General features: G+C 64.2%; 23 protein-coding genes. 15 read left to right on the plus strand and 8 right to left on the minus strand.

The window, feature by feature from the left end; all coding sequences use genetic code 11:
* Positions 1–33 precede the first annotated feature (33 nt).
* The gene (locus AC1TXO_RS11885) at positions 34–4,374 is read left to right on the plus strand and encodes an NEL-type E3 ubiquitin ligase domain-containing protein (protein ID WP_486406502.1); all 4,341 of its coding nucleotides are present in this window, start codon (positions 34–36) and stop codon (positions 4,372–4,374) included.
* Between the two features lie 75 nt (positions 4,375–4,449).
* On the opposite strand, the gene AC1TXO_RS11890 is transcribed toward AC1TXO_RS11885, so the two are convergent.
* From AC1TXO_RS11890 to AC1TXO_RS11905, 4 genes are all read right to left on the minus strand, one after another.
* Positions 4,450–5,385 carry a cyclase family protein gene (locus tag AC1TXO_RS11890; protein ID WP_486406503.1) on the minus strand — a complete coding sequence of 312 codons (936 nt, stop codon included), beginning with the start codon at positions 5,383–5,385 and terminating at the stop codon, positions 4,450–4,452.
* Between the two features lie 158 nt (positions 5,386–5,543).
* Positions 5,544–5,951, minus strand: a complete 408-nt coding sequence (locus AC1TXO_RS11895) for an SRPBCC family protein (protein WP_486406504.1) — start codon at positions 5,949–5,951, stop codon at positions 5,544–5,546.
* Between the two features lie 73 nt (positions 5,952–6,024).
* Entirely contained in the window at positions 6,025–6,483 is a 459-nt protein-coding gene (locus AC1TXO_RS11900) for a PaaI family thioesterase (RefSeq protein WP_486406505.1), read from the minus strand.
* A gap of 66 nt (positions 6,484–6,549) precedes the next feature.
* On the minus strand, positions 6,550–7,461 hold the full coding sequence (locus AC1TXO_RS11905; protein WP_486406506.1) for a LysR family transcriptional regulator: 912 nt from the start codon (positions 7,459–7,461) through the stop codon (positions 6,550–6,552).
* Between the two features lie 162 nt (positions 7,462–7,623).
* Here AC1TXO_RS11905 and AC1TXO_RS11910 point away from each other — a divergent pair, with 162 nt between their 5' ends.
* The 7 genes from AC1TXO_RS11910 (at position 7,624) to AC1TXO_RS11940 (ending at position 13,995) form a co-directional block, all read left to right on the plus strand.
* Positions 7,624–8,928, plus strand: a complete 1,305-nt coding sequence (locus tag AC1TXO_RS11910; RefSeq protein ID WP_486406507.1) for an MFS transporter — start codon at positions 7,624–7,626, stop codon at positions 8,926–8,928.
* 28 nt (positions 8,929–8,956) lie between these two features.
* Complete coding sequence (locus AC1TXO_RS11915; protein ID WP_486406831.1) at positions 8,957–10,198, plus strand: Zn-dependent hydrolase; 1,242 nt, start codon at positions 8,957–8,959, stop codon at positions 10,196–10,198.
* Positions 10,198–11,220, plus strand: coding sequence for a histone deacetylase family protein (locus tag AC1TXO_RS11920; protein WP_486406508.1), 1,023 nt, complete (start codon positions 10,198–10,200; stop codon positions 11,218–11,220). Before AC1TXO_RS11915 ends, AC1TXO_RS11920 begins: the two co-directional genes overlap by 1 nt.
* A gap of 184 nt (positions 11,221–11,404) precedes the next feature.
* Positions 11,405–11,731, plus strand: coding sequence for a DUF7673 family protein (locus AC1TXO_RS11925; RefSeq protein WP_486406509.1), 327 nt, complete (start codon positions 11,405–11,407; stop codon positions 11,729–11,731).
* 118 nt (positions 11,732–11,849) lie between these two features.
* Positions 11,850–12,071, plus strand: coding sequence for an MbtH family protein (locus AC1TXO_RS11930; RefSeq protein ID WP_486406510.1), 222 nt, complete (start codon positions 11,850–11,852; stop codon positions 12,069–12,071).
* A gap of 3 nt (positions 12,072–12,074) precedes the next feature.
* Positions 12,075–12,794 carry a thioesterase II family protein gene (locus tag AC1TXO_RS11935; protein WP_486406511.1) on the plus strand — a complete coding sequence of 240 codons (720 nt, stop codon included), beginning with the start codon at positions 12,075–12,077 and terminating at the stop codon, positions 12,792–12,794.
* A gap of 118 nt (positions 12,795–12,912) precedes the next feature.
* Positions 12,913–13,995: a DUF1615 domain-containing protein gene (locus tag AC1TXO_RS11940; RefSeq protein WP_486406832.1), complete on the plus strand. Its 1,083-nt coding sequence runs from the start codon at positions 12,913–12,915 to the stop codon at positions 13,993–13,995.
* A 69-nt stretch (positions 13,996–14,064) separates the two neighbouring features.
* Here the strand turns inward: AC1TXO_RS11940 and AC1TXO_RS11945 are convergent, their stop codons facing one another.
* A complete protein-coding gene (locus AC1TXO_RS11945; protein ID WP_486406512.1) occupies positions 14,065–15,291 on the minus strand; it encodes an MFS transporter in 1,227 nt (408 codons plus the stop codon).
* A 361-nt stretch (positions 15,292–15,652) separates the two neighbouring features.
* Here AC1TXO_RS11945 and AC1TXO_RS11950 point away from each other — a divergent pair, with 361 nt between their 5' ends.
* From AC1TXO_RS11950 to AC1TXO_RS11970, 5 genes are all read left to right on the plus strand, one after another.
* A complete protein-coding gene (locus AC1TXO_RS11950) occupies positions 15,653–16,636 on the plus strand; it encodes a DUF1852 domain-containing protein (protein WP_486406513.1) in 984 nt (327 codons plus the stop codon).
* Positions 16,637–16,662: 26 nt separating this feature from the next.
* Positions 16,663–17,691, plus strand: a complete 1,029-nt coding sequence (locus AC1TXO_RS11955; RefSeq protein ID WP_486406514.1) for a methionine synthase — start codon at positions 16,663–16,665, stop codon at positions 17,689–17,691.
* A gap of 17 nt (positions 17,692–17,708) precedes the next feature.
* Positions 17,709–18,209, plus strand: a complete 501-nt coding sequence (locus AC1TXO_RS11960; RefSeq protein WP_486406515.1) for a flavin reductase family protein — start codon at positions 17,709–17,711, stop codon at positions 18,207–18,209.
* Between the two features lie 53 nt (positions 18,210–18,262).
* A complete protein-coding gene (locus AC1TXO_RS11965) occupies positions 18,263–19,192 on the plus strand; it encodes a LysR family transcriptional regulator (RefSeq protein ID WP_486406516.1) in 930 nt (309 codons plus the stop codon).
* Positions 19,193–19,688: 496 nt separating this feature from the next.
* On the plus strand, positions 19,689–19,931 hold the full coding sequence (locus AC1TXO_RS11970) for a hypothetical protein (RefSeq protein ID WP_486406517.1): 243 nt from the start codon (positions 19,689–19,691) through the stop codon (positions 19,929–19,931).
* A 166-nt stretch (positions 19,932–20,097) separates the two neighbouring features.
* Here the strand turns inward: AC1TXO_RS11970 and AC1TXO_RS11975 are convergent, their stop codons facing one another.
* Entirely contained in the window at positions 20,098–20,526 is a 429-nt protein-coding gene (locus tag AC1TXO_RS11975) for a GNAT family N-acetyltransferase (protein ID WP_486406518.1), read from the minus strand.
* Between AC1TXO_RS11975 and AC1TXO_RS11980 the strand changes: the two genes are divergently transcribed.
* Positions 20,516–20,695, plus strand: a complete 180-nt coding sequence (locus tag AC1TXO_RS11980; protein WP_486406519.1) for a Rid family hydrolase — start codon at positions 20,516–20,518, stop codon at positions 20,693–20,695. The genes AC1TXO_RS11975 and AC1TXO_RS11980 overlap by 11 nt on opposite strands.
* Here AC1TXO_RS11980 and AC1TXO_RS11985 read toward each other — a convergent pair.
* Positions 20,689–21,423: an SDR family oxidoreductase gene (locus tag AC1TXO_RS11985; protein ID WP_486406520.1), complete on the minus strand. Its 735-nt coding sequence runs from the start codon at positions 21,421–21,423 to the stop codon at positions 20,689–20,691. The two genes, AC1TXO_RS11980 and AC1TXO_RS11985, sit on opposite strands and share 7 nt — an antisense overlap.
* A 334-nt stretch (positions 21,424–21,757) precedes the next feature.
* Between AC1TXO_RS11985 and AC1TXO_RS11990 the strand changes: the two genes are divergently transcribed.
* Positions 21,758–22,675 carry an AraC family transcriptional regulator gene (locus AC1TXO_RS11990; protein WP_486406521.1) on the plus strand — a complete coding sequence of 306 codons (918 nt, stop codon included), beginning with the start codon at positions 21,758–21,760 and terminating at the stop codon, positions 22,673–22,675.
* 48 nt (positions 22,676–22,723) lie between these two features.
* Here the strand turns inward: AC1TXO_RS11990 and AC1TXO_RS11995 are convergent, their stop codons facing one another.
* The gene (locus AC1TXO_RS11995; RefSeq protein ID WP_486406522.1) at positions 22,724–23,695 is read right to left on the minus strand and encodes an agmatinase; all 972 of its coding nucleotides are present in this window, start codon (positions 23,693–23,695) and stop codon (positions 22,724–22,726) included.
* Positions 23,696–23,723 lie beyond the last annotated feature (28 nt).

The raw sequence follows: 23,723 nt of genomic DNA on the forward strand, positions 1-23,723 counted from the left end.
TCATGCGCACTTTCACTGCCATGGAGCTGCAGAATGTCTTCCCGACCCCGTTCCGATGAAACGATCGACACGCTGATCGCCAGTCGCCTGCCTGACTGGCTTCGCGCTGCCACACCCGCGCAACTGGACGCACTGCACCAGGCGCTGCGCGCTCAGCAGCAGGCGCAGCAGGCAGTGCGCACCCTGTTCGGGCAGATCCAGCCGCTGGATGAGTTTGCCGCACCCTTGTTGAGCCAGGCGCTGGAAAGGCTGGGCCAACCTGCGCTGGATGTGCGCCGCAGCAAGCTGCGACGCGAGGTCCAGATCCGCTTTCCGTCGGCTGTCGGCTGGGTGCCCGATGGCCTGCGCATAGTCAGTTTCGAGCACAGCCTGCTGGCATCGGCGCTGCACAATTTTGCGCTCACAGAGACATCCAGGGTGGCCTGGCAAGCAAAGTCGGTGCTGCTCGATGCCGATGGCAAGCCGCTTGCCCTGCACCCCAGGGCCTTTGCCGGGGTGTGCCGCTCCCTGGACGTGGGAGGCCTCTACCAGCAGCATCTCAAGCAGGTGCTGTTTGGTAGCGACGCGGTGCGTCGAGGCAATGAGGCCGTACTGGAGGAGGGGTGGCGAGCCGGGCTGGCGGCTGCGGCCTGGCTGGCCCGACTCAAGGGGGAGATCGACCAGCCCATGTTGACGGCGCTGGGCCGGATATTCGCTCCTGCGCCGCAGCAGCAGGCCTCCTTGACGCCCATGGGCATCCGCCTGCTGGGTCGCAGTATCCAGGGTGTGGTCGTCTTTCAGGTCGGTGACGCCGAGCGCCTGGCCGCCTGGATACCGGACGACGAACAGGGTGCCCTGACCGTCCACCGCAACGGGTCGGAGCTGTTCAGGGCGCTGGGCAGGCGTTTTCGTCAGCCTGGCTATTGCAACTTCTTCCAGCGCTTCATCAGCGAGCGCGACCGAGTGCATTTCACCCAGGCGCTGAACCGGCTGCTGGCCGTCGGCGGGCCGCAGGACAGCATCGAACTCGATGGTCGATGGCAGTCTGTTGCAGGCCCGCTGTTCGTCCATCTGCGTCAGGTTCAGATCGATACCGTGCTGGCTGATGCCCAGGTGCTGGCCGTTCCGGTAAGCCAGGTCGACAGTCTCGAGCGGGACCGGCGATTGCACTGGCTCAAAGGCCTGGGGCTGGATCTGCTGGGGCTTGCCAGCTTTTTCGTACCACAGTTGGGCTTGCCGTTGCTGGCCATTGCCGCTGTGCAGGTGGGTGAGGAGGTGTACCAGGGTTACCGTGACTGGCAACTGGGCGACCGCGAGGCGGCGCTGGGCCATCTGCTTGCCGTGGCGCAGAACCTGGCGTTGCTTGGCGCCACGGCGGGCGCTGGCAAGGTGCTCGAGCGCGTCGTGCAAGTCGATGAACTGGCACCGGTGTATTGTCCTGATGGTGAGTTGCGTCTGGCGCACAGTGATCTTTCGGGCTATGCCACGCAAGAACAGGCGCTGGCACCGGGCGAGCGGGTGACGGTCGACGGGCAGGTCTATCTGGGAGGCGAACAGGCGACGTACCCCTTGGGCGCCGATGCCTACGTGCCGACGCTGATCCAGCCGGACCGGCCCCAGGCTGCGGCCATTGCACTGGAAGACAATGGTGTCGGCGGCATTCGTCACGCCCTGGAGCGCCCGCAGCAGTGGCAGGGCGCCGGTCCGTTGCTGCGCCGACTGGGCTCCAGCCTGCGCCGCGTGGACGATGCCACGGCTGACGCGCTGTTGCGAAGCCTGGGCATGGACCAGGCGCAGTTGCGTCGGTTGCACCTCGAGAACGCCCCTGTGCCTGCCAGGCTGCACGATGCGTTGCAGCGCCATCGACTGCATGCGCAATATCCTCGGTTGCGCGGCGAGGCATTCGAGGCGCATGTACGGGAGTCGCAGCCCGCTCCAGCGCCAGCGGCGCAACCCCTGCACCGGGATTTCCCGCAACTGACCACTGGCGTGGGCCAGGAACTGCTGAGCCATGCCAATGGCGATCAGCTCAGGCAATTGCTGGAGCAGCAGCGTGTTCCGCTGGCGCTGGCCGAACGGGTGCGCTGGCAATTGCGTGATGCACGCCTGGACCGTGCCTGCGCGGGCTTCGAGCAAACTGCCGCGGTAACTGCCGATACCGCGCAAATTGCCCTGGGCTTGCTCGATGACTGGTCGCCGTGGCCTGCGTCGGTGCGTATCGAAGTGCGTGAGGCGCGGCGTGACGGACAACTGCTGGCGCGCACAGGCAGCGCTTCGGCCCCCCAGACGCGCCAGCTGATCAAGAGCGCCTCTGGTTATCTTGCGCTCGATGGCTCCGGCATCGCCGTGGCCGGTGCTCACACGACCGACGATCTGTTCCAGGCGCTGTTGTGGCACCTCGAGCCACAACAGCGTGCAGCGCTGGCCGATGCAGCCACCTCCTCCAGCAAACTCGCCAGTGCCCTGGCGGATCGCGCTTTCGCCCGGCGGGAACAGATTGCAGCGCTGCTGGGCATGGCGCCTGTCGGCGTCGGTATACGCCCGCCGCAGCGCCTGGGCGACGGGCGTATCGGCTATCCGCTCAACGGGCGACCCGAGGGATCGCGTCGCGCACTGCTGCGGGGGTACCAGCAGATATTCCCGACCTTGACCGATATGGAGATCGAGGTCTATCTGGAGCAGGTCCGCCTGCGTGGCGAGCGCGCGTGGGATCACCTGCGCGACTTGCATCGGCATCTGGCGAGCCTTAATGAACGCTTGGCAAGCTGGCGCCGCGAGACCCCACGAGCCCCCATGGCTGAACGTCGACGCCTGGTCGCCCAGCGGATACGCCGCTGCTGGCGGCGCAAGCGTGCCGATGTCGATGGCGAGTACCGTCTGGTCATCGACAGCGAGCGCATCGATAGCCTGCCGGTGCTGCCAGAGGGATTGAGCTTCGAGCATGTCACCCACCTCACCCTCCGGCGCCTGAACTTGCAGAACGTCGAGGCCACCTTCCTGCAGCGCTTTCCCCGCCTGCGCACCCTGGATCTGCGTGACAACCTGCTGGGCGGCATCCCTCAGGGACTGGAGCACTTGCGCGAACTCACCGAGCTGAATCTGTCCAGCAACCAGATTGTCCTCGAGGATACCGGTCTGGCCCGTTTGCGGGCTCTCACGCGGTTGCGCACCCTGGATCTTGCGCACAACCCGATCGGGCAACTCCCTCCGCTCGACGACCTGCCTGAGCTACAGCGCCTGTCGCTGCGTGACACAGGTCTTGGCGAGGTACCCGTGCAGGTCTACATGCATCCCGTGCTGGAAGACATCGACCTGCGCGACAACCGGATCAGTGACATGAGCCCGACGCTCGCCCGTTCGCATCGACGCCTTGCCGGCCTGAGCCTGCATGACAACCCCTTGCCTGAGGCGATGCAGAGCTCGCTGCGCGCCACGCTTGGCGACAACGCTCCGGCGAGCCTGCCGGTTCGACGCCATACAGCGCGCGGGCAGGAATCGCTGGAGCTCTGGTTGGCAGATTCCACTGCTGCCGAGCGTGAGATGCGGCGTGGCTATTGGTTGGCCCTGGCGCAGGAGCCGGGCAGTGACGACCTGCTGCGTTTCCTCCGTGACCTTGGCCGTTCCCAGGACTACAGCCTGCAGGGAATGGGGCTGCGCAGGCGGGTGTGGGACGTCATCCAGGCATGCGTCGACAATACGCAGATCCGCGAAGCGATCTTCCAGCAGGTTGCCGGTCCACGGACCTGCTCCGACCAGATGCTGCTGATCCTCAGCCTGCTGGAAGTCCGCACGCTGGTGGTCACGCGCACGGCCGGGCTGCCTGCGCAGGCTGCCGGCGCCGCGTTGATGCAGTTGGGGCGCGAGTTGTACCGCCTCGATGAGGTCGATCGGTTCGCCAGCCAGCAGATTGCCCAGGCACGTGCCGCGGATCCCTCGGGCCTGCTCGATGAGGTCGAGGTGCACCTGGCGTATCGCGCCGGCCTGGTCCGTCCGCTGGGGCTGCCGGCGCAGTCCCGCTACATGTATCACCGAGCGTTTTCCGATGTGGGTGAGGTTGAGTTGCGGGCGGCAGGCAGCGCCATCCTTGCGGCGGAATCGGATGCCCGCATCGCGGCCTCGTTGATTCAACGTACGTATTGGCAGGACTACCTGCGCGATACCGAGGCAGCGGTGTTCGAGGGGCTCAACCAACCGTACCACGACCAGCTCGAGGCGTTGATGGCCCAGGCGCAATCGCTGCCGGAACACGGGGTGCTCCAGGCCATCGATACCCTGGCCGGTCAACGCAGTGCCGCCGAGCACGAATTGATGCTGACGCTTACCCTGAGCCTGCTCGAAGCGCACCCGTGGGCAGGTTCACCGCCGGTTGCCGACCTGCCAGCGCTGTTGGGCTGACGCGCATGCCAGCTTCTACGCGGCTGTGTTGAAGACGGCAGCGCGTAGAGGCCTGTCAGGTGGGCAGCGGCCCGGTCAGCGAATCGCCACCGGGTTGATGTTCACCTGGGTCGAGCCCTTGTACAGCGGCTGGCCGAGCACGAACATGAACTCGAACGCCTTGTCCTTGACCAGGGCCCGGGTGTCGATCAGCTCCAGGTTGTAGATCCCGCGCTTGGCCAGCATGAACTGGTTGACCGGGAATTCCTCGCCGCTGGGGTTGGGGTAGACCTCCGACGCCCAAGTGTCGCCGCCGAAGGCGACGATGCCCTGGTCGGCGAGCCACTGCGCTGCCGGCAGGTCGATGCCGGGTTCGGTGGCGAGGAATTGCGCGTTGTCCTTGCCGATCAGTTCCAGCCAGCCGGTGTTGAACAGCACCACATCGCCCTTGCGCAGGGTGAGGTGCTGGCGCTTGAGCACGGCCTGGATATCGGCCACGGTGAACGACGTGCCGCCGGGCACGATGGCCTTGCCGTAGTGCTCGGTCATGTCCAGCACCACACCGCGGGTCACCATCGGCGGCACCTTTTCCACGCCCAGTCTGGTCACGCCTTCGACGGTGACGAAGTCGGCAGCCTTGTTGCCGTTGTAGTAGACGTTGTCGATGCCGATATGGCCGATGCCGTTGAGCTGGGTGCCGACGCCGGTCCAGCCGTTGACCAGTTCGTCGTTGAAGGTGAACTTGTTGCGCCCCAGTGTCTGACCGGCCTGCTCGCCAGGCTGGATGTTGTAGAGGTGGAAGCTGCGGTGGCGGAAGGCCGGCAGATCCTTGCTTACAGGTACGGCCAGCGGGTAGGTCTTGCCGGTCTTGATCAGCTCGGCGGCCTGTTTCACCACTTCGGGGGTGAGCAGGTTGGCGGCGCCGATTTCATCCTGCTTGCCATAGGGCGAGGCCTGCCAATCGCCGGCCAGTGCAGTGTGCGCACTGGCGGCCAGGGCGGTGGCAAGAAGCAGGGGGGTGAAGGCTTTCATGGAATCTCCTGGGGTGTGCAGTTGAAGTCAGGAGATTGTCGGCAGCGGGCGGTCAGGGAAAAAGAGCCGGTAGGGACAATGACTTTTGCCTGCAGGTCAACAGGCCTGTCCGCAAGGGTGAATTCCCGGACGTCACCCGACACCCGGGAGCGTCGACCTCAGCCCAGGGTCCTGGCTAGCGCCTGCAGGCCGTCTTCGTAGACGCCCTTGAACAGTGCTTCGACTTCCTCCTGGCTGACGCCCTCGGGGGTGAACTCGCCGAACCACTCGACCAGGCTGCCGTCCCCGTCGGCCTTGATCCGCAGGGTTGCCAGGTAGTCGCTGACAGGGAAGGGGCTGCTCAGGATCGAATAGCTGTAGCTGCGTGCGGCTTCGTCGAAGTGCAGCAGGCGTTCGACGATGGTATTGCCGGCCGGGTCTGTCAGCGAGCGCACGCGACCGCCTTCGCTGGGCAGGCTTTGCACGATGAACGGCAGCCAGGCGGGCAGGCTGTCGAAGCCGCCGATCAGCGTCCAGATGTGCGCGGGGCTGTGGACGGATTTCAGGGAAGCATAGGCGTTGGCCATGGAGGACTCCAGTCTGGTGTGCAGGGGAGTCTACTCGCAAAGTGGGTGATGTTGCGCCTGACACAGGCCCTGCTCACTTCTGCGAGAGCGGCGGCCAGGCAAGGTCTTCGGGTTTGTCGATGATCTTGTAGGTAGCCTTTGCCGTGGCGAGGATGTTGTCTTCTTCATCGAGCAGCACGCCGCGGGTGTAGCGATAGGTTCTGTTTCGACCTGACACCCGACCGTGGCCGAAGATCGGCCCGGGATAGGCTGGCTTGATGAACTGCGTTTCGATCTTGGTTGTGACTGGTATATGGCCGTTGCCCAGTGTAGCGAGCACCGCAGGGGCCATGCAGTCGTCGAGCATGGCGGTCAACAGGCCGCCCTGGATGTAGCCCAGGGGAGTAGTCATCGATTGGCGCGCCCTGAACATCACCTGTACAAGTTTCTGTTTTGGCTCGTAGAGGATGAATTTCCAACCAAGCAAGGCTGTAGCGTCGGGAACCGGTTGCTCCCCGTTGGCGACTTTCCAGAACAGCGTATCCTTTTCCATGGATGGCATTCCCTTGCACATTTACCTGCAGTGTAGACCGCGTTCTCGGACTCGGTGAAACAGGGTTCAGCTCTCAAGGCATTGCTGCAAGGCTTCGATGAACACTCCCTCAGCCCGACTCAAGCGCTGCTCGCGGTTCCACAGCAGATGGATATCGACATCGGCAATCCCCTCATGGGGTGCCAGCTTCCACAGCAAACCGGCCTCGACATCTTCCGCCACCACATGCTCGGGCAGGCAGCCGATGCCGAAGCCGGCGATCACCAGCCGGCGCACTTCTTCGAGGCTGGGCGAGGAGGCGACGATACGACCGGAGAAGCCCTGCTGGTCGCGAAAGATGGTCAGTGGCGAGAGCATGCCGCCGATCTGGTCGCTGGTGAAGCTGACGAAGTTCTCGCGCTGCAGATCACCCTCCTGCTTGCCGAACAGGGCATGGTGCTTGCCGCAGAAGAAGGCATAGCGCTGACGCAGGAACAGGCGCTGTTCCAGGCGCGGCTGTGCGCGGCGGTTGAGGCTCAGGCCCGCGGTGGCGGTTTTTTCCTGAAGGGCCGCGACAATGTCGGAGCTGCGCATGACGTCGATTTCCAGTTCGACCCGCGGATGCTGACGGTGGAAGTCGGCAAGGAAGTCGTCGAAGCGCGCATTGACGATGCGGCTGATCATCAGCAGGCGCACCTTGCCCACCAGTTCGTCGGCAGGTTGCTCCAGCAGCCCGCCAATCTGCGACATCTGCCCGTACACCTCGCCGGCGAGCTGGAACAGCTGCTCGCCCATTTCCGTGAGCACGAAGCGCGGGCCGCGACGAACGATGAGCTGCCGACCGAGCTGTTCCTCCAGGCGCTTGAGAGCCTGGCTCACGGCAGGCTGGGTGAGGTGGAGGCGGGCGGCGGCGCGACTGATCGAGAGTTCCTGGCCGATCACCCGAAAGGTGCGCAGCAGGTTCCAGTCCAGGCGGTCGTTGAGCAGGCGATCAGGCATGATGAACTCTGATTATAAGGGGTGCTAATAATTCGAATAATAAATAGAAAATTGACTAATCATAGCCCTGGATCGATAAATCATCGTGGTAAAGCCAGGCGCCGAAGAGCGCCCCCGTGATCCTCAACTCCTGCCAGAACAACAAGCAAAGGAGCCAGCCCCATGAAGCCTTCCGCTTCGCCCCAGCCGCGCCGGGCCGCGGCCGCCGCGTTCATCGGCACCATGATCGAATGGTACGACTTCTACATCTACGCCACCGCCGCCGCCCTGGTGTTCGGTGCCTTGTTCTTCCCCTCCGACAACAGCCTGTTCAGCACCATGGCTGCCTTCGGTACCTTCGCCGTGGGCTTTTTCGCCCGGCCGCTGGGCGGTATCGTCTTCGGGCATGTGGGTGACCGCATCGGGCGCAAGAAATCCCTGGTCATCACCCTGCTGATGATGGGGGTCGTGACCATCGGCATCGGCCTGCTGCCGACCTACGCCCAGATCGGCGCTGCCGCACCGGTGCTGTTGATCGTGCTGCGCATCGTCCAGGGCATCGCCGTGGGTGGCGAGTGGGGTGGAGCCGTATTGATGGCCGGTGAGCATGCGCCCAAGGGGCGCCGCACCTTCTTCGCCTCGTTCGCCCAGTTGGGCAGCCCGGCGGGCCTGATCCTGTCGCTGCTGGCCTTCGGCGCGGTCACCCGCCTGCCCGAAGAGGACCTCATGAGCTGGGGCTGGCGCCTGCCATTCCTGGCCAGCGCGCTGTTGCTGCTGGTAGGCCTGGCGATCCGCCTGGGGGTCAACGAGTCGCCGGAATTTCTCGCCAGCCGCGAGCAGGCGCTCAAGGAGCAGCGCAAGGAGCAGGCGCCGGTGCTGGAAGTGCTGCGCACTGCCTGGCGGCCTCTGCTGCTGTGCATCGGCGCCAACACCCTGGGCATCGCCGGGGTCTACTTCACCAACACCTTCATGATCAGCTACACCACCCAGCAGTTGCACCTGGAGCGCTCGCTGATCCTCGAGTGCCTGTTCTTCGTGGCGGTGATCCAGTTCTGCGTGCAACCGCTCGCCGCCTGGCTGTCGGAAAAACTTGGCGCCACGCGTTTCCTGGCGCTGATGGCGGTGCTGGCGATGGCTTCGCCGTATCCGATGTTCGTGCTGGTCAGCTCCGGGCAAGGGCCGCTGATCGTGCTCGGCATCGCCCTGGCGGCGGCATGCATGGCGTCGTTCTACGCGGTGATCGCCGGTTTCGTCAGCGGCATGTTCGAGACCCGCGTGCGCTACACCGCGATTTCCATGGCCTATCAGGTGTGCGGCGCCATCGCCGGTGGCCTGACTCCGCTGATCGGCACCTGGCTGGCGCACCAGTTCAGCGGCCATTGGTGGCCGATGGCGCTGTTCTACACCCTGATCGCCAGCATCTCGCTGGTCTGCGTCCTGGCCCTGGCCCGCCAGTATGCCCACAGCCAGCGCCTCGAGCTGGCCTGATATCCCGATTCGACTGGAGTACCCCATGATGTTGAAGAGTAATGGCGAACGCCTGTGGACGAGCCTCATGGCCATGGCCGAGGTCGGCGCCACCGCCCGTGGCGGCAGTTGCCGCCTGGCCCTGAGCGAGCAGGACAAGGCCGGCCGTGAGCTGTTCGCCGGCTGGTGCCGCGAGGCGGGCCTGAGCCTGTCGGTGGATGCCATCGGCAACCTGTTCGCCCGTCGTCCCGGGCTGGATGCACACGCTGCCCCGGTGATGATGGGCAGCCACCTGGACACCCAGCCCGAGGGTGGCCGTTTCGATGGTGTGTACGGTGTGCTGGCCGGCCTGGAAGTGGTTCGGTGCCTGAACGAGCAGGGCATCCAGACCCGCAAGCCGCTGGAAATCGCGGTATGGACCAACGAGGAGGGTGCGCGCTTCACCCCGGCGATGTTCGGTTCGGCGGTGTTCACCGGTGTGCTCGACCTGCAGCAGGCCCTGGCCATCGAGGACGCCGATGGGGTCAGCGTTGCCGAGGCGTTGCAACGTACCGGCTTCGCCGGGGAGCGGCCATTGGGCGGGCCGGTCGATGCCTATTTCGAGGCACATATCGAGCAAGGGCCGATCCTCGAGGACAACGCCCGAAGCATCGGGGTCGTGACCGGTGGCCAGGCCATTCGCTGGCTCGACGTCAGGGTCCAGGGCATGGCCGCCCACGCCGGTACCACGCCGATGGCTTTGCGCAAGGACGCCCTGTACGGCGCTGCGCGGATGATCCAGGCCGTGGAGCAACTGGCTGCGGATTTCGCCCCCGAGGGGCTGACCACGGTGGGCGAACTGTCCATCGCCAAGTCGTCGCGCAACACCATCCCTGGCGTGGTGCGTTTCACCGTCGATCTGCGTCATCACCGCGACGATGCCATCGACGCCATGGAGCGTGACCTGGGGGCGTTGTTGCAGGCCATCGCCGGGCCGCGTGGCCTGCAGGTGAGCCTCGAGCGCCATTGGGTCAGCCCGGCAACGCCCTTCGACGCCGACTGCGTGGCCGCGGTGCAGCAGGCGGTCGATGCGCTGGGCCACACCCAGCAACGCATCGTCAGCGGCGCAGGCCACGACGCCATCCTGCTGGCGCGCTACTGCCCGACCGCGATGATCTTCATTCCCTGCGTCGGCGGCCTGAGCCACAACGAAGCCGAAGACGTGCTGCCCGAGGACGCCCGCCAGGGCGCCGATGTACTGCTCAACGCCGTGCTCGCCCGCGCCGGCCGTGTCGAAACAGGAGAAGCCTGATGCGTTGCTATTTCCATCCCGAACAGTTGCTGCACCATCCGCGCAGCTATTACTCGCGCGGCGCCATGCGCACGCCTCAGGAAGTCCCCGAACGTGCCCAGCGCCTGCTGCAGGCCGCCAGCGACCTGGGCTTCGACATCCGCCAGCCACCGGATGGCGGCCTTGCGCCGCTGGCTGCGGTGCATGGCGAGGCCTACCTGGCCTTCCTTGAACAGGCGCATGCCCGCTGGAAGGAGGTGCCCGAGGATTGGGGCGACGAGGTGATGTCGAACATCTTCGTGCGCGAACCCAATGCATTGCGCGGCATCCTGGCCCAGGCCGCGCGCTACCTCGCCGATGGCAGCTGCCCGGTGGGCGGGCAGACCTGGCATTCGGCCTACTGGTCGGCGCAGAGCGCCGTTGCCGGGGCACGGGCGATTGTCGATGGCGAGCGGGCGGCGTACGCCCTGTGCCGCCCGCCGGGGCACCATGCACGTGTCGAGGCGGCTGGCGGCTTCTGCTACCTGAACAACGCCGCCGTCGCCGCGCAGGTCTTGCGCGAGCGTTACGACCGGGTCGCGGTACTGGACACCGACATGCACCATGGCCAGGGCATCCAGGAGATCTTCTACACCCGCCGCGATGTGCTGTATGCCTCGGTGCACGGTGACCCGACCAACTTCTACCCCGGCGTGGCGGGCTTCGCCGACGAGCGCGGCAGCGGTCAAGGGGAGGGCTACAACCTCAATCTGCCGATGCCCCATGGCGCGAGCGAAGGGGACTTCCTGGCGCAGCTGGATATCGCCCTGGACGCCGTGAAGGATTTCCGCGCCGAGGTGCTGGTGCTGTCGCTGGGCTTCGATATCTACGAGCTCGACCCGCAGAGCAAGGTGGCGGTGACGACCGAGGGCTTCGCCATCCTGGGCGAGCGGATTCGCGGCCTCGGCTTGCCTTGCCTGATCGTGCAGGAGGGTGGCTACCACCTGGAAAGCCTGCAGGCCAATGCCCAGGCGTTCTTCGCCGACAAGGACGATTGGCGCTGATCGGGCTATCCATTCGAATATTTTTCAAAGCCGATGCCACTTTTTTGATATCGCAACACTCCTAGCCGTACCGGGCGAGATTTTCCTCTCTCGCTCGCCCGGTATGCCTGGAGATTTCGCTGATGTACCTGTTGTCGTCGTTCCTGCAGCCGCTGCGCTGCCACCCCCTCGAAGGGGTGCATGCATGAAGCCGGTGGAAATGGGAGCCACCACTCGAATGGCACTGGAACGCCTGCTCGACATCGCCCTGGGCTCCGACGCCCAGGCCCGGCGCACGTCCGACTTCCTGCTGGCCTGGTGGGATCCGGACCTCAACGGCGGCTTTGCCCTCAACCATCTGTGGGACATGGACCAGGACACCGCCCGTGCCTGCGTGCTGGTGTTCGCCTGGGTGGCGGCCAATCGGGCACACCCGCGGGAGATTGGCTATGGGCCACAGTTCGAGGTGTTGTTCTCCGGCCAGGAGGGGCGTGGCTGGGGTGGCCTTGGCGAGTGGTGGGTGACTGCCTGAGCCGCTCGCTGCTGCACTGGGGGAAAAATCCGTAATTTTCCGGCGCCTGCCTTCGTTTCCCTGAAAGCTGCCCTGCGTCCACGCGGACCGGGCCACCATCACCCCAAGGAGACAGGCAATGACTTCCGTTTTCGACCGCGACGATATCGTGTTCCAGGTTGTGATCAACCACGAGGAACAGTATTCGATCTGGCCGGACTACAAGGCGATTCCCAACGGCTGGCGCGCGGCAGGCAAGAGCGGCCTGAAGAAGGAATGCCTGGCCTACATCGACGAGGTGTGGACCGACATGCGCCCCCTGAGCCTGCGCCAGAAGATGGCCGAAGCTGCGGTCCAGTAAGGCGTGACTGCACTCAACCTGCTGTGCCTGCCGTATTCGGGGGCCAGTGCCATGGTCTACAGCCGCTGGCGGCGCAAGCTGCCGGCCTGGCTGCAGGTGCGCCCGGTGGAGTTGCCCGGACGTGGCGCGCGCCTGGGCGAGCCGCTGCAGACCGACCTGCAGGCGCTGGCCAGGCAACTGGCCGGCGAGCAGCGCCTGGCGGCCAGCACGCCCTACGCGCTGCTCGGTCATAGCCTCGGTGCGCTGCTCGCCTTCGAGCTCGCCCACGAACTGCAGGCCCTGGGCTGCCAGCCACCGGTGGCACTGTTCGCCTGCGGCACCGCAGCGCCGACCCGCCGCGAAGAGTACGACGGTGCAAGATGGCGTGAGCCCAGGACCGACGCCCAGCTGATCGGCGAGCTGCGCGACCTGCAGGGCACGCCCGAGGAAGTGCTGGCCAACGAGGAGCTGATGAGCCTCACCTTGCCGGTGCTGCGTGCCGACTTCCTGCTCTGCGGGCGTTATGCCTATCGTCAGCGCCCGGCGCTGCGCTGTCCGCTGCATGTGCTGGGGGGGCAGGACGACCGCGCCAGCGAGGCGCAACTGCTGGCCTGGAAGCGTGAGAGCCTGGGCGAATTTTCGCTGCAGATGTTCCCCGGCGGGCACTTCTTCATCCATGAGCACGAAGACCGGGTGCTGGCCGCCCTGACGGCGTCGCTGGAGCCGCATCGACTGTCGGCGTGATTGACCTCTTCTCCTGTCTGGGGGAGGCTGTGTGCCTTCGCGCAGGACAAGGGCTGTCTTCATGTTGATCGATTCGCTCCCGGCCACCGCTCAAGACCTGCCAGCTCGCCGAAGCGCACTGATACACGGTGTGCTGGCTGGAGGGTTGCTGGCCGTGGCGCTGCTGCAGGGCTGTGCCGGCCGTCACGAGGCGGCGCCGGAAGCCGATCCCGTGCAGGTGCGCGCCCAGCTCATGCGTTTGCTGCCTGCCACGGTCAAGGATCGCCAGGGCTGGGCCGAGGACATCCAGGTGGCCTTTACCGCCCAGCGCATCGAACCCAGCCGCAGCAACCTGTGCGCCGTACTGGCAGTGACGGAGCAGGAGTCGACCTTCAGCGCCGACCCGCAAGTGCCGAATCTGGGGCGCATCGCCCGTGAGGAAATCGACCGTCGCGCGGCGCGTCTGCACATTCCCGGGCTACTGGTCGACGGCGCCCTGGCGACACCCTCGGCCAATGGCCAGACCTACCAGCAGCGTTTGTTGGCGGTGCGCAGCGAAAAGCAGCTCAGTGCACTGTTCGACGACTTCATCGCCGGCCTGCCGCTGGGCGAGAAGTTGCTCGGTGGCTTGAACCCGGTGCGCACCGGCGGGCCGATGCAGGTCAGCATCGATTTTGCCGAGCGTCATGCCGAGGATTATCCCTACCCGCGCCAGGGCACGATTCGCCAGGAAGTGTTCACTCGCCGTGGCGGCATGTACTTCGGTATCGCCCACCTGCTGGGTTACCCCGCGCACTATGACCGGCCGCTGTACCGCTTCGCCGACTTCAACGCGGGCTGGTACGCCAGCCGCAACGCGGCGTTCCAGGCGGCGCTGGGCGGCGTCACCGGTACGGAGCTGGCGCTGGACGGCGACCTGATCGCCCCGGGGGCGATCCTGCCGGGCACCACCGAGCGTGCGGCGCGCAGCCTGGGGGTGAAGCTGGGTCTGCGCAATCCGCAGATCCGCAGTCAACTGGAACTGGAAAACAGCCTGGCGCTGGAGGACAGCGCCCTGTACCGCGGCGTATTCGCACTGGCCGACGCCAAGGCCGGCAAACAGCTACCGCGTGCGGTGCTGCCTGGAATCGTGCTCAAGAGCCCGAAGATCACCCGCAAGCTGACCACTGCGTGGTTTGCCGGGCGCGTGGATGAACGCTATCAGCGCTGCATGAAGCGCTGAACCGATGCGGTTGGGTGGTTTGCAGGCCAGGTGTCGCGAGAGGGGGCCGCCTGACGGCCCCATGGTGCTTCAGCTGGGCTGGGCAGCCAGCTTGTTGCTGACATTGCGCCCCAGAACCAGCACGGTGACGAAGCCGCACCCGACCAGTGCCGTGGCCAGGCTCAGCAGCACCGAAGTGCCCATCTGGTCGACGATCCGCCCACCGAAGAACGAGCCCAGCGCAATGATCACCTGGAACATGGCGACGAACAGCGGCATGCCGCGTTCGACATCCTTGGGTGCGACGACGAACATCCAGATGCTGGCGCAGGCCGGGAACGCACCGAAGGCAAAGCCCCACAGCCCGATCAGCATCACCGCGCCGGTCATGCTGGTGGCGTAGTAGGGGAACAGCGCCGTGCTGACGCCGATCAGCACGGCCACCAGCAGCAGGGTGTAGCGCACGCTGCGGTTGGCGGCGAAGCCGGCGAAGATGTTACCGGCCACCCCGGCGATGCCGTAGAGCAGCAATAGCGAACCGATGGTCGCACCGTCGAAATGCGCGCTCTGCTTGAAGAACGGGGCGACATAGGTGTAGGCAGCAAAGTGTGCCAGGCCGATCAGCAGTACCGCGATCAGGCCCACTCGGGCCAGCGGGTTGACGAACAGCGCCGGCAGGTCGCTGATACGGATGGCCTTGTCCGGGTTGAGCCTGGGCAGCAGGAAGACCTGCGCCAGCAACACCGGTACGCCCAGCAGCGCAGTGACCAGGAAGGTCATGCGCCAGCCCATCAGGCCGCTGAGCCAGGTGCCGACCGGCACGCCCAGCACCGTGGCCAGGGTGACCCCGACCATGATGATCGAGGTGGCCTGGGCGACCCCCACGCCCTTGGGCGCCAGGCGCCCGCTCAGGGCGATGGCCGTGGCCCAGAAGCCACCGATGCTGATGCCCAGCAACACACGCCCGAACAGCAGCAGGTTGAAGTCGCTGGCATAGGCTACCACCGAGTTGGCGATGATCATGATCAGCGTCAGGCCGATCAGCAGGTTGCGCCGGTCCATCGCACCGATGCCCACCGACAGCAAGGGCGCGGCAAGCGCGGCCATGATGCCGGGCAGGGTGACCATCAGGCCCGCGCGGCCGGCACTGATGCCCAGGTCGCTGGCCACGTCGTTGAGAACGCCCACTGGCAAGAACTCGCTGGTTACCAGGGCGAAGGCACCCACGGCAACCGAGAGAATCGCCAGCCACTGCTGCTTGACGCTCTGTTGGTTATGTTCAAGAAGGCCCTCTGGGGCCTGGCTGACGCTTGGCATGGTACGGATTCCAAGGTGTTGTCGCCTGTAACAGGCGCAGGAGGCGGGAAAACAGGACGGCGATTATAGGAGTCGGCGGCGAAGGGTCCAAAGGCAGGCCGTTCGATAGTAATCATCAGTGTGATCGATGGGAGGTTCCAGGTGAGGGCTGAGGGGGCCGTCAGTCCGAGAGGATCATCCGGCCATGTGCGGGGCGCGTCAGCCTGGCCTGAAGCCGATCATGAAAAAAACTAAGGTTGCATGCAAAAAAAATGAGTTTGTCTCATGAGTGCCTGATCTGGACAATCCACCTTCTCGGAACCAGGCGCGCTGTTGCACACAGCGCCTGGGATTCCTCCAGGACTCAGGAATTCGGATCACCATGGCCAAAGACTTCACATTCGCGATAAAGCGTATTTGCTTCGATGAGGACTACCAACCCTCGGACAATACCCGCATCACCACCAACTTCGCCAACCTGGCGCGTGGCGAGCGGCGTCAGGAAAACCTGCGCAATACCCTGCGAATGATCGACAACCGTTTCAATGCCCTGGCGCACTGGGACAATCCCGAGGGTGACCGCTACAAGGTCGAACTCGAGATCATTTCCGTCGAGATGGACCTGGGCGCCGGCAACGATGGCGATGCACTCCCTCTGATCGAGATCCTGAAAACCAGCATCCTCGACCAGAAGACCGGAGAGCGTAGCGCCGGTATCGTCGGCAACAACTTTTCGTCCTACGTGCGTGACTACGACTTCAGCGTCCTGCTGCTCGAGCACAACAAGGACAAGCCGGGCTTTTCCACCCCGGAGGGTTTCGGCGACCTGCACGGCAAGCTGTTCAAGAGCTTCCTGAGCTCGCAGGCGTACAAGGCCAACTTCCACAAGTTGCCGGTCATCTGCCTGAGCGTTTCCAGCAGCAGGACCTACCACCGCACCGAGAACCAGCATCCGGTACTGGGCTTCGAATACCGCCAGGACGCCTACTCGCTGACCGATGAGTACTTCGCCAAGATGGGCTTGCAGGTGCGTTACTTCATGCCTGCCAACAGCGTTGCGCCGCTGGCGTTCTACTTCGTTGGCGACCTGCTGGCCGATTACACCAATCTCGAGCTCATCAGCACCATCAGCACGATGGACACCTTCCAGAAGATCTATCGTCCGGAAATCTACAACGCCAACTCAGCGGCCGGGCAATCCTATCAGCCGAGCCTCAAGCATCAGGATTATTCGTTGACCCGAATCGTCTATGACCGCGAGGAGCGCAGTCGCCTGGCCATCGAGCAAGGGCGCTTTGCCGAAGAACATTTCATCAAGCCCTATCGCTCCGTTCTCGAGCAGTGGTCCGCTCAGTACGTCATCTGACTCATCGAATTCACAAGGTTTGCATCATGAAAAAACTGCTTCCCACTTCCACCGCCGGCAGCCTGCCCAAACCGTCCTGGCTGGCCCAGCCCGAAACCCTCTGGTCGCCCTGGAAACTGCAGGACGAAGGGCTCGTCGAGGGCAAGCAGGATGCCCTGCGCCTGGCCCTGCACGAGCAGCAGCAGGCCGGTATCGATATCGTCAGCGACGGCGAGCAGACCCGCCAGCACTTCGTCACCACCTTCATCGAACACCTGAGCGGCGTCGATTTCGAGAAGCGTGAAACCGTGCGCATCCGTGATCGCTACGATGCCAGCGTACCGACGGTGGTCGGCGCGGTCGAGCGACGCCAGCCGGTGTTCGTCGAGGACGCCAGGTTCCTGCGCCAGCAGACCGACCAACCCATCAAGTGGGCGCTGCCTGGCCCGATGACGATGATCGACACGCTGTACGACGCCCACTACAAGAGCCGCGAGAAGCTGGCGTGGGAATTTGCCAAGATCCTCAACCAGGAAGCCCGTGAGCTGGAAGCGGCGGGGGTCGACATCATCCAGTTCGACGAGCCGGCATTCAACGTGTTCTTCGACGAGGTGAACGACTGGGGTGTCGCCACCCTGGAACGGGCGATCGAAGGCCTGAAGTGCGAGACCGCGGTGCACATCTGCTACGGCTATGGCATCAAGGCCAACACCGACTGGAAGAAGACCCTCGGTTCGGAATGGCGCCAGTACGAGGAAGCCTTCCCCAAGCTGCAGAAATCCAGCATCGACATCGTTTCGCTCGAGTGCCACAACTCGCATGTGCCGATGGACCTCATCGAGCTCATCCGTGGCAAGAAAGTCATGGTCGGTGCCATCGATGTGGCCAACCATGCCATCGAAACCCCGGAAGAAGTCGCCAACACCCTGCGCAAGGCCCTGCAGTTCGTCGATGCCGACAAGCTTTACCCGTGCACCAACTGCGGCATGGCACCTTTGCCGCGGCGCGTGGCCAGCGGCAAGCTGAACGCACTGGCCGCCGGCGCGGCGATCGTGCGACGTGAACTGTCGAACTGATCGGGCCGGGGTTCGCCATGTCGCTGCTTGAAACTGCCATCGAGCCCTTGCGCTTTCGCGAGGCGCTCGGGCACTACGCCTCCGGGATCACGGTGATCACTTCGCAGATCGACGAGGAGCCGATCGGCTTCACTTGCCAGTCGTTCTACAGCGTGTCGATGAGCCCGCCGCTGGTGTCGTTCAGCGTCATGGCCAGCTCGGCCAGTTATCCCCTGATTCGCCGGGCCGGGCGCTTCGCCGTCAACATCCTCTCGGGCGAACAGGTGGGGATTTCCAACCAGTTCGCACGCCGTGGCAGCGACAAGTGGTGTGGCGTCGATTGGCATGAATCGCCGCTGGGCAATCCGCTGATCGCCGGCAGCCTGCACTGGCTGGATTGCGAGATCCACGCCGAGCACGTCGCTGGCGATCACCTGATCGTGATCGGCGAGGTCAAGGCCTTGAATCTGCAGGAGGCAGCTGCTGCACGGCCGTTGCTGTATTTCAAAGGACAGTACTGCAACCTTGCCGGGGCCTGAGCGTTCAGCGCTGAGGCCCAGGTCGAGGTGTTGCACTCACGACAGTTGTGCCCATGATCGATCTGAGACACCTACGCACCATCGACGCCTTGCGCGAAACCGACAGCCTGCATGACGCCGCCGAACGCCTGCACCTCACCCAGTCTGCGCTGTCGCACCAGTTCCGCGAGCTGGAAGAGCGCATCGGCATGCCGCTGTTCGTGCGCAAGACCAAGCCGGTGCGTTTCACCAGCGCAGGCCTCAAGCTCCTGCAACTGGCCGACCAGGTGCTGCCGGTCATCCGCAGCACAGAGCGCGACCTCGGCAAGCTGGCCGGCGGCACCGCAGGGCGCCTGCACATCGCGATCGAGTGCCACAGTTGCTACCAGTGGCTGATGCCGTCGCTGGACGAGTTCCGCAGTGCCTGGCCCGAGGTCGAGCTGGACCTGGCCTCGGGCTTCTCCTTCGCGCCATTGCCCGCGCTGGAAAGGGGCGACCTGGACCTGGTGGTGACCTCCGATCCGGTCGAGCTGCCCGGGATCAGCTATGTGCCGCTGTTCGGCTACGAAGCCCTGCTGGCCCTCGACAAGCACCACGCCCTTCGAAACAAGGCATACCTGGAGCCGGCCGACCTCGCCGAGCAGACCCTGATCACCTATCCGATCGACCGGCATCGCCTGGACATCTTCACCCGCTTCCTCGACCCCGCCGACATCGAACCGGCCCAGCTACGCACTTCGGAAATGACCGTGATGATGATGCAGCTGGTCGCCAGTGGTCGTGGCGTGTGCTGCCTGCCGAACTGGGCCGTGCATGAGTACAGCTCCCGTGGCTATGTGATTACCAAGCGCCTGGGGGAAAAGGGGCTGCAGGCGCGCCTGTTCGCGGCCATCCGCAGCGACATGCTGGAAGTGCCCTACGTGAGTGACTTTCTGCTGACCGCGAAGGATATTTCCTTCGCGACGCTGGAGGGGGTCAATGCGGTGTCAGGTTCGCCTTCCTAGCGACGACCCGACAAGCCCGCACGCCCGCAGCGCTGCGTTCAGGAGGATGGCGATGCCCGGGATGAGCTACACGAGGGCAGGGTGGTGAGAGGCGTGACGCAGTGCCAAAAAGTCGGGAAAAGTACGTTTCGGAAATGAACTACACGGTATAGGGAAATACCTGTTTATGGCGTTTGACTGGAGCGGGTAGATTTGTCGCTGGAGCGTTCAGTCCGGCGACTATGGCTGGTTATTTTTCTGTACGAAAGGGTACGAGCGATGAAGTTCGAAAAAACCTTTCAACGCATAACGCCAAACGGAATAGTGTTCAGTATTTCCCAAGTTACTTTGTTCGATACTGATCGATCCCGAATGCGCGAATTGCATTTTGGCGAAGCAAAGCATGCTCATTTCATACCGGCGATGTGCTGGTCAGCATCGAAGCGCTGGTCAGTGGTGGTATTGGCCCTCAGCGTACAGTCGAAACTTTGATTATCAAGGTCTGAAGGAGGCGCACATGACTGAAATCGCGCAGATCGTCGTCGCTTTTGTTGTCGCCGTTCTCCTGGATCGGTTTCTCAAACCTTATCCACTTCGTAAATGGCTGGGTTTGATCTTTATCGTTTTTGGTGTCTGGGGGACCCTGATGGCAAGCGAGGCTCGGTTGCTGGAGCTCGACCTAGGATTGATATCAGCTTTTGCTGTGGGGATAGGGGTGGGACTGCTAGTGAGACGGCGGCGGTTTCTGGAGGCGAGTTGAAAGGGACAGTTCGGTAGAAACTATCCGAATCTGAAAAGCCAATCTCTTTTCACCATAGACTTATCGGGTGCTGAGCCTTGGCTCCGAGCGGAGCGTCAGACACTTCCTGACTCACATCGCGAAGCCGCAGGCCCCGCCGTGATGCCTGCTTGCCTGCCGTGATCGTTCAGGCGTGGAGTTTCATCTTGAAGCCGGTGTGGGTCGGCACGAAACCCAGCGATTCATAGAACCGATGCGCATCAGGGCGGGTGCGGTCACAGGTGAGCTGGACCATCGAACAGCCACGTTCGCGTGCTTGCCCGAGGGCCCATTCGAACAATGCCCGACCCAGGCCGCTGCCGCGCATGTCTTCATGCACGCGAACCGCCTCGATCTGGGCTCGCCATGAGCCCAGGTGGGAGATATTCGGAATGTAGGTCAGCTGCAGGGTGCCCACCACCTTCTCGCCGGATACGGCCACGGCCAGGTATTGATTGGGGTCGTTGTCGATGGCGAAAAACGCCTTGGTGTAGCTGTCGTGCAGGGGGAGGCGGCTGTCCTCCCGTGTCGCGCCGAGCGCAGTCATGGCAACGGCCGGTTGATTGGTGAAGGTCACGGTCTTCCTCACCAGCATGGACGATTACGCCACGCTGAACGACATCTATGTCCGTCATTTCCCTGCTCGACGCCCGGCGCGCTCCTGCGTGGCGGTGTCCGGCCTGCCGCGACAGGCCAAGGTCGAGATCGAGGCGGTGGCCTATCGCGGTCAGCACGGCAGTCAATAAGGACTGGCAGTCGGTCGCACCACGATCTCGCTGACATCCACATCGTCCGGCTGCTCGATGGCATACACCAACGCCCTGGCAATGGCCTCGGCCTCCAGAGCCACCCGGCGGAACGTTTTCATGGCCTGGCGGGCAGTATCGTCGGTAATGGTGTCGGCCAGCTCCGACTCCACCACGCCAGGGCAGACCACCGTCACCCGGATCTTGTCGGTCTCCTGGCGCAAGCCATCGGAAATCGCTCGAACCGCGTATTTGGTCGCGCAATACACGGCAGCGGTAGGGGACACCGACAGCCCGCCGATCGACGAGATGTTGATGACCTGGCCATGCCCTTGCGCCTCCATGCCGGGCAGCACCGCAGCGATACCGTGCAGGACGCCACGCACGTTGACGTCGAGCATGCGGTTCCATTCCTCGACCTTCAGCGAGCGCAGTGGCGACAGCGGCATCACGCCGGCGTTGTTGATGATCACATCGACCTTGCCGTGCTGCGCCTTGGCGAATTCGACGAAGGCCTGCATGTCGTCGAGGGTGGTGACATCGAGTGCGCGGGCGCTGGCCGAGCCACCTGCAGCACGGATTTCGGCCACCAGCCGTTCCAGGCGGTCGGTGCGCCGGGCGCCGAGCACCACATGGGCGCCCCTGGCCGCGATCAGCCTGGCGGCGGCCTCGCCGATACCGCTGCTGGCGCCGGTGATCAGTACCACTTTGGCGTTGATGTTGGACATTGTCTGTATCTCCGGTAGGTGAAGGTTCAGGCGTCTGCCGGGAGGGCGGACGTTGCTGTGGGGTACGCAGAACAGACTAAGGTTGAGGGGTGGTGCGATGCGTGCCGAAACCTGCGCGAGGTTTGCCTGATCGTGTCTGTGCGTGGGCGCTGCGCCGGGGGCGAGAGGATCGGGCAAGTTGGCGGCAGTTTCGACCTAACAGGGGGCAAGTGGTCGGAGCGAGAATCGCGCCTGCCAGGCCCGCTTTGCAGGCCTTTCGCGACACAAGGCCGCTCCCCCCGGGACGGCCTGCTGTTGCCTCGATAACCGGACACTGACCTGCGAGAGCCCTTGAATGGCGCAGAACGATGCTTTTCTCCTGCAATCCACCGCCCTGTATCGCGACGAGCTCGTGCGCCTGCTGACGCAGCGGTTCACCGCGCCAGGCATCTACGAAACGGCCATTGCGCCGCTGCACGTGATTCGGATGGATGCGCCGTCAGACATCATTCATACCGTGCACAAACCGGCGCTGTGCCTGATCGTGCAGGGGCAGAAAGAGGTGGGGCTGGGTGATGAGCGCTATCTCTACGACCCCCTCAACTACCTGGTGGTGTCGGTGACGCTGCCGGTGACCGGTCGGGTACTGATGGCCAGCGCGCAGGCGCCGTACCTGTGCATCCGCCTGGATTTCGAACCCAGCGAGCTTGCCCAGGTGATTGCCGATGCGCCGCCTGCTGGCGTACCGGATGAACCCGAGCGCGGGCTGTTTCTCGAGCAGATCGATGTATCGCTGCTGGAAACCATGCTGCGCCTGGTGCGGCTGCTGGAGTCGCCGCGCGACATCGGCATGCTCGCGCCGCTGGCGCTGCGCGAACTGCACTACCGCCTGCTGCGGGGCGTGCATGGCCGTCGCCTGTACGAGCTGGCCATGGGCGACTCGCAGAGCCGGCGCGTGAGCAAGGCCATCGACTGGTTGAACAAGCACTACACCCAGCCGTTGCGCATCGAGGAGCTGGCGCGGATCGCCAATCTGGGCAGTTCGACCTTGCACCACCGTTTCAAGGCCGTCACTGCCATGAGCCCGTTGCAGTATCAGAAGCAATTGCGCCTGCAGGAGGCTCGGCGGCTGATGTTGGGGGAGGGGCTGGATGTGTCGAGCGCCTGCTATCGGGTGGGCTATGAAAGCCCTTCGCAGTTCAGTCGCGAGTACAGTCGTCAGTTTGGGTGTGCGCCGTCCAGGGATGTCGGTCTGGTGCGCAGGGGGGAGTGAGTGCGCACTCCCGCAGGTTTCAGGGCCTGAGGGAGTGCTCGTCGGTGCTTACTCCGTCGGCGGCGCATCGAAATAGTCGGCACGCACTGCGGCGCCGATCAGGTTGACGATAAGCCGGCCTGCGGTGATGCAAGTGATGTTGTTGACGTCCAGCGAGGGTGTGATTTCCACGATGTCCATACCCACCACTCGGCCTTTCTTCACCAGGCCATGGATCAGCTGGCGCATCTGCACGTAGGTGATGCCGCCCAGCGCCGGGCCGGCCACGGCCGGTGCGATCGAAGGGTCGAGGCCGTCGGCATCGATGGTCAGGTAATAGCGCCCGCCGTCGGCGATTCGATCCAGCACGGCCTGCATGCCGGTCTCGTGTACTTCGTACGCGGGAATCAGATGGGAGCCATAGGCAACGGCGGCGTCATAATCGGTCTGGCGGCCGCTGCCCTGGGCGCGCAGGCCGATCTGGAATATCTCGCCGATGTGCTCCATCTCCGAGGCGCGGCGGATGGTGCTGGACAAGCCCTCGCGCACGCCGTTGATTTCTTCGCGCCAGTCCAGGTGGGCATCGATGTGGATCAGGGTGATCGGGCCGTCTTCCTGATCGTAGGCACGCAGGACCGGGATCGGGATCGCATGGTCGCCGCCGAGGATGATCGGCATGGCCCCAGCCTTGAGGATCTTGCGCACGGCCTGCTCGGAGCGTGGGCCATGGGTGCTCAGGTCGCGGGGGTCGGCAGGGACGTTGCCGCAGTCGACCACTTTCAGCGCGCGGTTGTCGTAGATCGGGCCGCCGACATCGAAATCGTAGTGGTGCAGGGCGCGGCAGATGCGATCGCTCATTGCCCGCACGGCATCGGGGGCCCGGCTCTGGTCGTTACTGATGTGTTCAGCAACATAGGCCTGGCCGAACGGAATGCCCAGGATCGCGACATGGGCGTCGAGTTGATCCAGGTCGGTACAGATGGGGGACCAGAGGAAACTTTGGTGTTTCTTGGACGGCGGCACGGTCAATGGAAAAGTCATGAGGGACTCCTTGCTTGTAAAATGAATG

The sequence above is a fragment of the Pseudomonas sp. FA117 genome (assembly GCF_057370475.1).

Coding starts and splice junctions, on each gene's coding strand:
- AC1TXO_RS11885 (WP_486406502.1), top strand. CDS start 34: ATGTCTTCCCGACCCCGTTCCGATGAAACGATCGACACGCTGATCGCC.
- AC1TXO_RS11890 (WP_486406503.1), bottom strand. CDS start 5,385: ATGAAAGCCTTCACCCCCCTGCTTCTTGCCACCGCCCTGGCCGCCAGT.
- AC1TXO_RS11895 (WP_486406504.1), bottom strand. CDS start 5,951: ATGGCCAACGCCTATGCTTCCCTGAAATCCGTCCACAGCCCCGCGCAC.
- AC1TXO_RS11900 (WP_486406505.1), bottom strand. CDS start 6,483: ATGGAAAAGGATACGCTGTTCTGGAAAGTCGCCAACGGGGAGCAACCG.
- AC1TXO_RS11905 (WP_486406506.1), bottom strand. CDS start 7,461: ATGCCTGATCGCCTGCTCAACGACCGCCTGGACTGGAACCTGCTGCGC.
- AC1TXO_RS11910 (WP_486406507.1), top strand. CDS start 7,624: ATGAAGCCTTCCGCTTCGCCCCAGCCGCGCCGGGCCGCGGCCGCCGCG.
- AC1TXO_RS11915 (WP_486406831.1), top strand. CDS start 8,957: ATGTTGAAGAGTAATGGCGAACGCCTGTGGACGAGCCTCATGGCCATG.
- AC1TXO_RS11920 (WP_486406508.1), top strand. CDS start 10,198: ATGCGTTGCTATTTCCATCCCGAACAGTTGCTGCACCATCCGCGCAGC.
- AC1TXO_RS11925 (WP_486406509.1), top strand. CDS start 11,405: ATGAAGCCGGTGGAAATGGGAGCCACCACTCGAATGGCACTGGAACGC.
- AC1TXO_RS11930 (WP_486406510.1), top strand. CDS start 11,850: ATGACTTCCGTTTTCGACCGCGACGATATCGTGTTCCAGGTTGTGATC.
- AC1TXO_RS11945 (WP_486406512.1), bottom strand. CDS start 15,291: ATGCCAAGCGTCAGCCAGGCCCCAGAGGGCCTTCTTGAACATAACCAA.
- AC1TXO_RS11950 (WP_486406513.1), top strand. CDS start 15,653: ATGGCCAAAGACTTCACATTCGCGATAAAGCGTATTTGCTTCGATGAG.
- AC1TXO_RS11955 (WP_486406514.1), top strand. CDS start 16,663: ATGAAAAAACTGCTTCCCACTTCCACCGCCGGCAGCCTGCCCAAACCG.
- AC1TXO_RS11960 (WP_486406515.1), top strand. CDS start 17,709: ATGTCGCTGCTTGAAACTGCCATCGAGCCCTTGCGCTTTCGCGAGGCG.
- AC1TXO_RS11965 (WP_486406516.1), top strand. CDS start 18,263: ATGATCGATCTGAGACACCTACGCACCATCGACGCCTTGCGCGAAACC.
- AC1TXO_RS11970 (WP_486406517.1), top strand. CDS start 19,689: ATGACTGAAATCGCGCAGATCGTCGTCGCTTTTGTTGTCGCCGTTCTC.
- AC1TXO_RS11985 (WP_486406520.1), bottom strand. CDS start 21,423: ATGTCCAACATCAACGCCAAAGTGGTACTGATCACCGGCGCCAGCAGC.
- AC1TXO_RS11990 (WP_486406521.1), top strand. CDS start 21,758: ATGGCGCAGAACGATGCTTTTCTCCTGCAATCCACCGCCCTGTATCGC.
- AC1TXO_RS11995 (WP_486406522.1), bottom strand. CDS start 23,695: ATGACTTTTCCATTGACCGTGCCGCCGTCCAAGAAACACCAAAGTTTC.